The organism is Kitasatospora sp. NPDC056327, assembly GCF_042261735.1.
Classification (GTDB): Bacteria; Actinomycetota; Actinomycetes; order Streptomycetales; family Streptomycetaceae; genus Kitasatospora.
On record NZ_JBHJRC010000341.1, the window covers coordinates 1 to 8,455 of the forward strand.

Annotated in this window: 7 protein-coding genes; 3 read left to right on the top strand and 4 right to left on the bottom strand. The window is 75.9% G+C overall.

Translation table 11 applies throughout. From position 1 onward, the window contains the following. Positions 1 to 47: 47 nt before the first annotated feature. Positions 48 to 551 carry a hypothetical protein gene (locus tag ACFCX4_RS31940; RefSeq protein WP_376150193.1) on the bottom strand — a complete coding sequence of 168 codons (504 nt, stop codon included), beginning with the start codon at positions 549 to 551 and terminating at the stop codon, positions 48 to 50. A 324-nt stretch (positions 552 to 875) separates the two neighbouring features. Between ACFCX4_RS31940 and ACFCX4_RS31945 the strand changes: the two genes are divergently transcribed. Both ACFCX4_RS31945 and ACFCX4_RS31950 read left to right on the top strand, forming a co-directional pair. Beyond that, entirely contained in the window at positions 876 to 2,480 is a 1,605-nt protein-coding gene (locus ACFCX4_RS31945) for a hypothetical protein (protein ID WP_376150195.1), read from the top strand. 124 nt (positions 2,481 to 2,604) lie between these two features. Further along, on the top strand, positions 2,605 to 3,249 hold the full coding sequence (locus tag ACFCX4_RS31950; RefSeq protein WP_376150197.1) for a PhzF family phenazine biosynthesis protein: 645 nt from the start codon (positions 2,605 to 2,607) through the stop codon (positions 3,247 to 3,249). Positions 3,250 to 3,473: 224 nt separating this feature from the next. Here the strand turns inward: ACFCX4_RS31950 and ACFCX4_RS31955 are convergent, their stop codons facing one another. The 3 genes from ACFCX4_RS31955 to ACFCX4_RS31965 all read right to left on the bottom strand — a co-directional run bounded on the left by ACFCX4_RS31955 (position 3,474) and on the right by ACFCX4_RS31965 (position 6,978). Further along, positions 3,474 to 4,052 (bottom strand): VanZ family protein, encoded by a 579-nt coding sequence (locus tag ACFCX4_RS31955; RefSeq protein ID WP_376150199.1) that lies wholly within the window; start codon positions 4,050 to 4,052, stop codon positions 3,474 to 3,476. 664 nt (positions 4,053 to 4,716) lie between these two features. Further along, positions 4,717 to 6,231, bottom strand: coding sequence for an ATP-binding protein (locus ACFCX4_RS31960; RefSeq protein ID WP_376150201.1), 1,515 nt, complete (start codon positions 6,229 to 6,231; stop codon positions 4,717 to 4,719). 69 nt (positions 6,232 to 6,300) lie between these two features. Continuing rightward, on the bottom strand, positions 6,301 to 6,978 hold the full coding sequence (locus ACFCX4_RS31965; protein ID WP_350553901.1) for a response regulator transcription factor: 678 nt from the start codon (positions 6,976 to 6,978) through the stop codon (positions 6,301 to 6,303). Positions 6,979 to 7,598: 620 nt separating this feature from the next. Here ACFCX4_RS31965 and ACFCX4_RS31970 point away from each other — a divergent pair. Beyond that, the gene (locus tag ACFCX4_RS31970) at positions 7,599 to 8,276 is read left to right on the top strand and encodes a SigE family RNA polymerase sigma factor (RefSeq protein WP_376150203.1); all 678 of its coding nucleotides are present in this window, start codon (positions 7,599 to 7,601) and stop codon (positions 8,274 to 8,276) included. Positions 8,277 to 8,455: the final 179 nt, after the last annotated feature.

The following is an 8,455-nucleotide window of genomic DNA, read 5'->3' on the forward strand; positions in this document are numbered from 1 at the left end:
CCCCCTTACGAAGGGGGTGCCGCCCGGCGGCGGGGCCGCGGTGGGGCTCAGCCCTGCTGCGGGCCCTGCGGCTGCGGGTACGGCGCGGCGGGCGGGACCGGCGCGGCCGGGGCTGCCTGGCCGGCCGGCTGGTACGGCGAGGCCTGCGGGTACGCGGCCTGCTGCGGGTACTGGGCCTGCTGGGGCGCCTGCTGCGGGTACGGAGTGCCCTGCGGGTACTGGGAGTCGGGCTGGTACGGCGAGGCGGCCGGGACCGGCGGCACGGCCGGCGCCTCGGAGCGCGAGACCAGGGCCTTCACCGCGTTGACTATCAGCGCCGCCGGGAGGATGAACGCCTTGAAGAACAGCGTGTACGTGCCGCCCTCGAAGACGAACGCCAGGTAGTACGCGTACCCGGTGAAGCCCAGGCCGACGAGCACGTTGAGGATGCGCCAGCCGACCTTCAGGCCGCCGAGGTTGACGGCGCCGATGACCAGCAGCGCGATGCCGCTGACGGCGAGCAGGACGACGTACCAGGAGAAGAGCGGGTCGACGTCGAAGTCGAGGTTCACGAGGATTCCTGTGGTTCCGGTGGGACGAGCGGGCGCGCACGGAGCGGCCGGTGGGGACGAGTGCGCACAGTACTGGAGCCCACCGACATCCGTCCTCACGATTTCGTCACGGTGTCATCGCCGAATCCGCCCGGCGAACCTCCCTTCCACCCCTTGAAATCCACTCAGGAAGCGTCAGCGCGTTCGGATATGATGCCGCCGTCGCTGGTGGTTGGGGGGCGAAGCAGCGACCCGGGTGAGAGTCCCGGAGCGGCCCCCCACCTCGGCGAACCGCCTGCTGCCGGGTTCGCCGGGTTCGCCCGCCTTCCTCCCGTGAGGTCCACCTTGCGTACTCCGCACCGCAGATCCCTCGCCATCGCCGCCGCCGCCACCCTGGTCTCGGGCGCGGCCCTGACGGCCGCCGCCCCCGGCGCGTCCGCGCTGCCGCGCTCCGGCGGGGCCACCGGCACGGTGCGGCAGACCCTCAACCAGGGCAGCACCGCCCCGGCTCCGGGCGGCGGCCCGCAGACACCCTCCGGCCCCGTGACGACCACCCTCACCGGCCTGCCCGCGAGCCTGACCGCCGGCCAGGCCGCCGAGTTCACCGCGACCCTGCGCAACCACGCCGACCACGCCGTCGAGGTCACCACCGGCTTCACCGTCGCCAACGCCGGGTCCGGCATCCGCGAGACCCACCTCGGGCTCGACCACCAGGGCCCCGCCGGCGGCCAGTGGAAGCCCGCCACGCTGCTCCCGGGCGCCCGCACCGGCGCCACCTGGAACCTCGACACCTTCGCCACCCGGGTGAGTGTGCCCGCCGGGTCCGCCGTGACCTACCGGCTGCGGCTCGCCGTCACCGCCGACGCCCCCGCCGGCCGGGCCACCGCCGGCTTCCGCGCGGTCGTCTCCGACCCGACCCTGCCGCCGGAGACCCGGACCTCCGAGGCGAACAGCCCGCACCAGGAGTTCACCGTCGTCGCGGCCGGCCCCACCGGCGCGCCGACCTCCGCCCCCGCGCCCGGCGTGCCGTACCTCGGCCTGGACGCGGTGCCCGCCGTGCTCACCGCCGGCGGCGGGGCCGGGCCGTTCCGGCTGACGCTCGCCAACCGCAGCGGCAAGGACATCGCCTTCCTGCCCGAACTCACCCTCCGCGGCGGGGCGCTGCCCTCCGCCGCGGCGACCGGGCTGGAGTTCCAGACCCCCGACGGCGAGTGGCTCCCGGCCACCGCCGACGCCGGCCAGGCCGGCTCCGGCAGGCTGACGCTCACGCTGCGCACGGGGGACAAGGAGAGCTCCCTCGTACGGCTGCGCGACGGCGAGTCCCGGACGATCAACGTGCGGCTGGCGTTCACCCGGGACGCCCCGGCGGGCGTGCTGTCGCTGCAGTTCACCGGCACCAGCCTCCCGGCCGCCGGGGGCGGCGCGGGACTGGCGGCCACCAGTTCGGCGGTCGACGTCACGGTGACCGCCGCCCCGAGCACGCCGACCGCCGCCCCGAGCACGCCCGCGGGTGACGGCGGGGCCCCGGCCGCGCCCTCGACCGGCGCACCGAGCGCGACCGGGACCGGCGGCCCGGCCGTCGGCCTCGCCGCGGTCGGCCCGTCCCCGGACCCGAGCGGCACCCCGGCGGCCGTGCCGGCGGCGCGGACCACGCAGACACCGCCGAGCGAGCCCGCCGCCCCGGCGCCGGCCGTCACCGTGACCGTGGCGGCCCCGGTGCCCGCCGTCGACCTCGCGTCCACCGGTGGCTCCCCGACCAACACGCCGATGGCGATCACCGGGGCCACCGCGATCGCGATGGGCATCGGCACCCTGGTGGTGGCCCACCGCCGGCAGCGGACCCGCCCCGCGCCCGGCCGGCCCCGCCCGGCCGGAGGCCCGGCGGCCGACCCCGGAACCCCGCCCCACCGCCCCGCGGCGGGCCCGGCCTCCGGCCCCGCCCCGCGCTGACGGGAGACGGCCGCGGCCGCCCCTGCCCGGGCGGCCGCACGCCCGGCCGCGGCACCGCCGCTACGGTGATCACCGGCCCGCGCGGACCTCGCCCGGGCCCGGGGCGGACAGGGGTGGACGAAGGATGACCGACCACGAGGTGCTGCACGTGTTCTGCGGCCCGGACGGCGCGCACGGCAACGCGCTGGGCGTCGTCCGGAACGGCGCCGCCGTCCCCGCCCGGGCCGACCGCCAGGAGATCGCCCGGCGGCTGGGCTTCAGCGAGACGGTGTTCGTCGACGACCCGCGGCGCGGCGCCGTCGACATCTACACCCCCACCCTGCGGCTGCCGTTCGCCGGCCACCCGTGCGTCGGCACCGCCTGGCTGCTCGGCCTGCACCGCCTGGTCACCCCGGCGGGCACGGTCACCGTCCGGCACGACGGCGCGTTCACCCGGATCGCGGCGCCCGCGGCCTGGGCACCGCCGCGCACGCTGCGCCGGTACCGGTCCCCGGCCGAGGTGGACGCCCTGGCGGTGCCGCCGCCGGGCGAGTGGATCTACGCCTGGGCCTGGCAGGACGAGGCGGCGGGCACCGTACGGGCCCGCGCCTTCCCCGGCCGGGACGACGGCATCGACGAGGACGAGGCGACCGGCGCCGCCGCGATCCTGCTGACCGCCGGACTGGGCCGGGCGCTGACGATCACCCAGGGACGCGGTTCGCAGCTCGTCACCGGGATCACGGCCGACGGCCTGGTCGAGGTGGGCGGCCGGGTCCGCCGGGCGGACTGAGGGGAGCGGTGGAGGAGCCGCGGTTCGACGCGGCCGTCACCCGGGCCGGGGACCGCCGGATCGACGTCCACCGGGTGCTCCGTCGGAGCGGCCGGCTGAGCCTGTGGGAGGTCGGGTGCCAGCTGGACCGGCTTCCGGTCCGTGTCGACCGGGACCGCCTGGGCCGACGCCGGGCCGTGCGGGGCGGCCGGGTGGCCGTGGTGCCCGGCGAGCAGTGCCGAACCTCAGATCCGGTGGCCGGAGACCGGCTCCGGGTAGACGGCCGGGGCCGACGGCGCGGTCTGCGGCAGCGGGGCGGCCTGGGCGGCGGGGGCGGCGTGGGGAACCGGCTGAGCCGGGGCGGGCCCGGCGGCGCGGCGCAGCAGGAACGAGCGGCCGGCGGGGACCAGGGCGAGATGGGTGACCGCGACCCCGACGACGGCGAGCAGGATGTGGTCCACGTTGAGCACGTGGCCGGGGGTCCAGGAGGAGAGGAACTCCAGGGCGGTGGCGAGCAGGGCCGAGGCGCCGGTGGTGCGCAGGAACGACGGGAACCAGGGGGCCCCGAGGCGGCCCCCGGCGAGCGGGAGGAAGACGGCGAGCGGGGCGAGCAGGACCAGTTCACCGAGCACCTGGCCCGCGCTGGAGGAGCGGAGCGAGGCCAGTGGCGTCAGGTTGGCGTCGTAGACCCAGGTCACCGGCAGTGGTCTCAGCACCATCCAGCCCACCAGCACCAGGTGGAGGGTGAGGCCGATCAGGCCCACCACCCGTAGTGGACGCTGGGAACGCTGGACGGCCGTCGCCCGTCCGGTCTCGGTCCGCACGCCGGCACGCTCCTCGCGTGTCCTGGTGCCATCTCGCTGCACGGGGGATAGGACGTGCACCGGCGGCGCGACGGTTCCATACCCGGTGTGAACTTCGGGTCGCACGCCGGGGGTACGCCGTGCAAGGAGGGGCGGCCGCCGGGTGAACGCGCCGCTCTCCGCCCCGTCGCCCGGCGAACGCGCCGCCCCGGCCTCGCGGGCCCGGCGGCGACCGCCCGGCGTGATCCGAAGGAGCGGACCTAGCGGCAGGGTTCCGTGCTCGGGGCGCTGGGCGAGGGCAGCGCGCCGAACACGTTGTCGGCCTGCCCCGTCGGAGCGGCGGGCGACACCACGGCGGGCGACGCCGCGGGCGACGGCGGCGGGCCGGGCCGCGACGAGCCGGGCGCAACGCCCGCGCCAGGGGCGGCCTGCACCGGCGCGGCGCGCGTGGAAGCAGCGTGCGCCGAAGCCTGCGCGCCCCCTGTCGATCCGCCCACCGCACCTCCCGCCGAACCGGCGGCCGGGGACGGCGAGGCCGGTGCGGTCGGTATCCGCGGCACCGTCGGGCAGGCGGTCCGGCTGGCCGGCGCGCCCGCGTCCACCGGAACGGCGGTCGGGCGGATGCCGCAGCCGGCGGTCAGCACGGCCAGCCCCAGCAGCGCGGCGGCGGCGAACGGGCGGCGGGTCACTGGGCACTCTCCTCGGGGGCGGCGTCGGCCGGTGGCGGTGGCGGCGGCGCCAGCGGCAGGGTCAGCGTGAACACCGCGCCCGTGTCGCCGTTCGCGGCCGTGATGGTCCCCCCGTGGATCTGCGCGTTGGCCATCGCGATGGACAGGCCGAGACCGCTGCCCTCCGAACGCGCCCGCCCCTTGTCGGCCTTGTAGAACCGGTCGAAGACGTGCGGCAGCACGTCCTCCGGGATGCCCGGACCGCTGTCCGACACCTCGACGACCACGCTGTCCCCCTCCTCCCGCACCCGCACCCGCACCGGCGAGCCGCCGTGCTTCAGCGCGTTGCCGATCAGGTTGGCGAGGACGACGTCCAGCCGGCGCGGGTCGACCACCGCCAGCACCCCGCGCGGCGCGTCCACCTCCACCGCGTCGTACCAGGCCCGGCCGTCGATGCAGGACATGATCAGGTCGGCGATGTCCACCTCGTCGGCGACCAGCCTGGCCGTGCCGGCGTCGAAGCGGGTCACCTCCATGAGGTTCTCCACCAGGTCCGACAGCCGGCGGGTCTCGCTGACCACCAGCCGCACCGCCGGCTCGATCATCGGGTCCAGCGACTCCGCCTCGTCCTCCAGGATGTCCGTCACGGCGGTCATCGCGGTCAGCGGCGTGCGCAGCTCGTGCGACATGTCGGCGACGAACCGCCGGCTCTGCGCCTCGCGCGCGCTCAGCTCCTCGACCTGCTCGTGCAGCGACTCCGCCGTCCGGTTGAAGGTCCTTGCCAGGTCGGCCAGTTCGTCCGAACCCTCGACCTCCAGCCGGGTGTCCAGATGCCCCTCGCCGAGGCGCCGCGCCGCGTCACCGAGCCGCCGCACCGGGCGCAGCACGGTCGCCGACGCCGCCTGCGCGAGCAGCGCCGAGCCGATCAGCGCCAGCAGGGTGGCGATCGCCAGCGACCAGCCGAGCGTGTTGAGGTCGGCCCGCTCGTTCTCCAGCGACTTGAACATGTACGCCGTCGGGCCGGTCGGCACCACCCTGGTGCCGCCGATCACGAACGGCCGGCCGTCGAGGTTCTGCCGCTGCCAGTAGAGGTGGTACGTGTACGGGTTGGAGTCGGTGATCTCGCGCGGCTTGCCGACCGCGGTCTGCAGCGGCGTCGGCACGCTGGCGAGCGTGTACAGCGCCGCGCTGGAGGAGGCGATGCAGTCCGGCAGCGCCGGGTCCGTCACCACCACGTCGTAACTGAGCCCGGAGCCGGCCACGGTGCTCGCCAGCGTGTTCAGGTCCTCGCAGGTGGCGTTCAGCGGCAGGTTCGACACGTTGCGGCTGAGCGAGAGCCGGAAGTCGTTGAGCGCGGTGTCCTGCGCACGCTTGAGCACCGCGTCGCGGTTCAGCCAGTACGCGATGCCGGAGGCCGAGACGGCGGTGAGCAGCGCGACCGCGGCGAACACCGCGATCAGCCGTACGCGCAGCGAGCGCAGCCGTCGCCACGGGCCGGAGGAGAACCGGGCCGTCGTCTGATGGTCAGTCACGGAAACCTGTCGTTGCGGAAGTTCAGCGCGCGCGGCGGGGCGTCGCCGGCGCCGGACGGGGGCGGCCGGTCAGGCCGGCGGGTCCAGCCGGTAGCCGACGCCGCGCACCGTGCGGATCAGCGTCGGCGCCGAGGGCACGTCCTCGACCTTGGCCCGCAGCCGCTGCACGCAGGCGTCCACCAGCCGGGAGTCGCCCAGGTAGTCGTGCTCCCAGACCAGCCGCAGCAGCTGCTGGCGCGACAGCGCCTGCCCGGGCCGCCGGCTGAGCTCCAGCAGCAGCCGCAGCTCGGTCGGGGTGAGCTGGAGGTCCGCGCCGTCCTTGGTGACCGTCATCGCCGCCCGGTCGATCACCACGCTGCCGTAGACGGAGGAGTCCGAGCTCTCCCGCTCGCCGCGCCGCAGCACGGCCCGGATCCGGGCGTCCAGCACCCGCGGCTGCACCGGCTTGACCACGTAGTCGTCCGCGCCCGACTCCAGACCGACCACCACGTCGATGTCGTCGGAGCGGGCGGTCAGCAGGATGATCGGCAGCTGGTCGGTGCGGCGGATCCGGCGGCACACCTCGAAGCCGTCGATTCCGGGCAGCATCACGTCCAGCACGATGAGGTCCGGCCGCTGCTCCTTGAAGAGCCTCAGACCGTCCTCGCCGGAGGCGGCGGTGGCCACACGGTGGCCCTGGCGGGTGAGGGCGAGTTCGAGGCCGGTGCGGATGGCGTCGTCGTCCTCGATCAGAAGGAGGAAAGGCACGGCCTCATTCTGGCTCACCCGGAGCGGCGAATCACCCCCCACCACCCGCCCGGCGCCCGCGCGGGGCCCGCTCCGGCGGCTCCGCACCGCCCGCGCGGGAACCGGAACGCCCGCCGCCGGCGTCCGTCAACGGCGGAAGCGCGCACGGGACGAAAGACCCGGCCCTGTGACAGCCCTGTGACAGTCGACGGACAGCGCCATCACAACCGGCGGGCAGGATTTTCGATGTCGCCGCAGGACAGCGGGCCCGAGGGCCCCTCCGGGCGGCGGCAAGGGAACCGCTCGAACCGACCAAGGGGGCGCACGTGAACGCCACGCTTCAGACCCGGACCAACCCGGCTGTCCGCACCGCGCGTTCAACGGCCACCACCTTCGGCGTCCGGTACGAGAACGGGACCGACGAGACCTCCGGTGCCGTGATCGCGCGGGGGTGCGCGCACAGCACCGGCGGAAACACCGGCGCCCGCCGGGTGAGCGGCGGGAGCAGGACGGGGGAGCTGCACGGGATCGGCCGCCGGGGGAACGCGGCCGACTCCGCCGGCACCCTGACGCTGCGGGGGATCCTCCCCGTCCGCGTCGAGAGCAAGGACGCCCAGGGGGGCAACCGGGTCGCCGGGGGGATCGGCGGAACCGGCCTGCGGAAGGCCGACGCGGGGGAGTCGGCCGGCCGCGAGGCCGCCGGTGCGACGCTGCTGCGGCTGAGCCCCGTGCCGGCCCGCACCGCCGGAGCGGCGCCGGCCGGGACGCCGGACGAGCGTCCCGCCGTCGCCGAGGACCACGTCACCGAGTTCACCGCGTACGTGCGCGAGCGCCGCGCCTCCCTGTACGCCACCGCCTACCACCTCACCGGCGACCGCTACGAGGCCGAGGACCTGCTGCAGAGCGCGCTCTTCAGCACCTACCGCGCCTGGGGCCGGATCACCGACAAGGCCGCGGTCGGGGGCTACCTCCGCCGCACCATGACCAACCTGCACATCTCCGCCTGGCGGCGCCGCAAGGTCAACGAGTACCCGACCGAGGAGCTGCCGGAGACGGTCGGCGACACCGACGCGATGGGCGGCACCGAGCTGCGCGCCGTGCTCTGGCAGGCGCTGGCCAAGCTGCCGGAGAACCAGCGCACCATGCTGGTGCTCCGCTACTACGAGGGCAAGACCGACCCGGAGATCGCCGACGTGCTCGGCATCAGCGTGGGCACGGTGAAGAGCAGCATCTGGCGCGCCCTGCGCCGGCTGCGCGACGACGAGCAGCTGAACACCTCGGGCGACACCGTCCGTGCCTTCGGCGAGCTGGTCGCGTAACAGGGGAAGACGTGCCGGTCCGCCGTGGGGGTGGGACCGGACGGAGGCTCCCGTCGGGGGACGGGTAGCAGGACGGACGCGGAACGGATGGCGCCGGCTCGGGGGAGCGGCGGCACCGGGGGGAGACGCGGCCGTCCGGGGAAGGCGGCGGGACCGGTGCGGGGGAGACGCACCGGTCC

What these genes read in the sequence shown, in the direction of transcription:
- ACFCX4_RS31950 (WP_376150197.1), top strand. Translation starts at nt 2,605, where the DNA reads ATGACCGACCACGAGGTGCTGCACGTGTTCTGCGGCCCGGACGGCGCG.